Annotated in this window: 1 protein-coding gene and 2 pseudogenes; all 3 read right to left on the bottom strand. The window is 64.1% G+C overall.

Features of this window, described 5'->3' with window-relative positions:
* Window positions 1-177: pseudogene (locus K206_RS42445) on the bottom strand (integrating conjugative element protein pill, pfgi-1); the annotation flags it as partial.
* A 160-nt stretch (window positions 178-337) separates the two neighbouring features.
* Window positions 338-1,207 carry a hypothetical protein gene (locus K206_RS0136620; RefSeq protein WP_011489298.1) on the bottom strand — a complete coding sequence of 290 codons (870 nt, stop codon included), beginning with the start codon at window positions 1,205-1,207 and terminating at the stop codon, window positions 338-340.
* 113 nt (window positions 1,208-1,320) lie between these two features.
* Window positions 1,321-1,551, bottom strand: a pseudogene (locus K206_RS40580) (DEAD/DEAH box helicase); the annotation flags it as partial.

Below are 1,551 nucleotides of genomic sequence, written 5' to 3'. Positions count from 1 at the left end.
GGGGATGTACTCGGGCGCCTCGGATTCCGGCGCGGCCAAGACTTCCTCGAAGGCATCGGGCGGGGGCGGCGCAGTCGTCGTCGCGCAGCCAGCAGCCAGCACCGACCAGAGCAGGCCGAGGACTCCCGCCAGCAGGCGGCGTTCGGGATGGTGAAACCAAGGTGGAGAGGGGCACATAAGCTCGGCGTCCTGAAACATCGAGCCCTCACCATCGCCTCTCGGGCCACGAGCGGCAGCAAACAATGCGAACCAGGCAGCGCCCGATTTACCGACAGCCTCCCTCCAAAGAAAAAGGCCCCCGAAGGGGCCAGTGAAAACGCACATCGAGCGCGCTGAATCAATCCCGAGCCAGCTTCAGACCGGGATCGACCTGTGCCAGTTGGGTGTGCGACCAGCAGCGCACGAACTGGCCGTTCTCGCCGAGCGGCCGGTTCGCAACCGCCACCGAATACTCTTCGGTGTCGCTGGTGTCGTAGCAGATGACCTTGATCTCGCCGCTGTCGCAGCGGATGGAGTGGATCTGGCCGTCGGTCATATCGACCACGACAACCTGCGGAACAAGACCCAGTTCGCGGGCGGCCGACAGGATGGGGCCATATTCGGCAGCGTCGAAGCAGACGAACGGCCCCTCGTAGTGGGCTTCTTTGGCGAAGTCCTTGGCCTTGTCGTAGTGGATACCCAGGTCGTATTCCTCCTGGGTGATCCTGACCTTGAAGACCGGCACGTCGGGGCTGCCGGAGGCACCGATGCAGGCGACCGCGACTTGCATCTCGATCTCACCGCCGTCGGCAGGTTCGGTCGAGGGGATGACGGCTCGGCCCGTGAGGGCGTCGTCGTCCATGCCCATGCGCTCGCGCATCTCGTCGGTGAATGCCTCGGGGGCCATCAGGCCATAGCGTGCCAGGCGCATGGGAATGTCCTCGGCACCGAGGTTGCCGTCCTCGATGCGCTGTTGCATGAAAGCGGCGATCTCGGCTTCCAGGGTTTCGCGGTCGGCAGCCGAAGGCACCTCGGATACATCGATCGACCAGGCGTCCACTTCCACGGCGGTCTCGTCGGTCAGCAAACCCTCGCCGATGGCGCGTTCGCACATGCGTTCCAGCCGAGCCAGCACTTCAGGCGCGGCCTCGCCGTTGAGCAGATAGGTCACGTCTAGCGTCAGGCGAGCATTGACGGTTTCGGGCGTGGCTTGGATATGGGTGTTCATGAAACTCTCCTTGGGATAGGAAAAGCGCAGCCACGTCCACGGAGACCGTGGGCGTGGCTGCAAGTTGGGAATAACAAGAAACCGGCGGCGCTAGGCCGGCGTTGGCGTGGGGATCAGGCGGCGACTAGTTGCCGGGCCAGTGCGACCTCGACGGAATCACCGTCTTGGTTGAGCACATCCAGCCCGGATTCGGGCACGTCGCCCGAGGTGGACTGCGAGACCATGATCTTCTTGGCCATCAGTTCAAGGCAGGTCATCTGCGAGGAACCGGCGTAGCCGAGGTAGATCACGCGCACGTGCAGTTTCTGCCCGATGCGCCATGAGCGGCGTGCCGCCTGCTGGAG

It is taken from the genome of Cupriavidus sp. WS, assembly GCF_000395345.1.
GTDB classification, from domain to species: Bacteria; Pseudomonadota; Gammaproteobacteria; order Burkholderiales; family Burkholderiaceae; genus Cupriavidus; species Cupriavidus basilensis_B.
The sequence above is the reverse complement of the archived record's forward strand: the minus strand, read 5'-3'. Positions and strand labels throughout refer to the sequence as shown.

Excerpts from the sequence above, each read along its gene's own strand:
- K206_RS0136620 (WP_011489298.1), bottom strand. The coding sequence starts at position 1,207 with ATGAACACCCATATCCAAGCCACGCCCGAAACCGTCAATGCTCGCCTG.